Source organism: Enterobacter sp. ENT03 (genome assembly GCF_019218745.1).
Classification (GTDB): domain Bacteria; phylum Pseudomonadota; class Gammaproteobacteria; order Enterobacterales; family Enterobacteriaceae; genus Enterobacter_D.
In genome coordinates this window covers 1-232 of sequence record NZ_JAHUXA010000073.1, presented here as the reverse complement: position 1 = coordinate 232, position 232 = coordinate 1, and the positions used below count along the sequence as shown (strand labels likewise).

Annotated in this window: 1 protein-coding gene; it reads left to right on the top strand. The window is 64.2% G+C overall.

The features are described from left to right. Positions 1–232 (top strand): integrase core domain-containing protein (locus KW828_RS21775; RefSeq protein WP_218338316.1); only part of this gene is annotated, 232 nt, incomplete at both ends.

Sequence of the window (232 nt, the reverse complement as noted above, 5' to 3'; positions counted from 1 at the left end):
CACAGGGCAAGCTGGAGCGTTTTCACCGCAGTCTGAAAGCGGAAGTCCTGCAGGGCAGGTGGTTCGCGGACAGCGGTGAGCTGCAGCGTGCCTTCGACCACTGGCGGACAGTCTATAACCTTGAACGGCCGCATGAGGCGCTGGACATGGCAGTGCCGGCCTCGCGGTATCAGCCGTCTGCCCGGCAGTACAGGGGTGCTCCGGTCCCGCCGGAATACGACGAGGGCGTAAT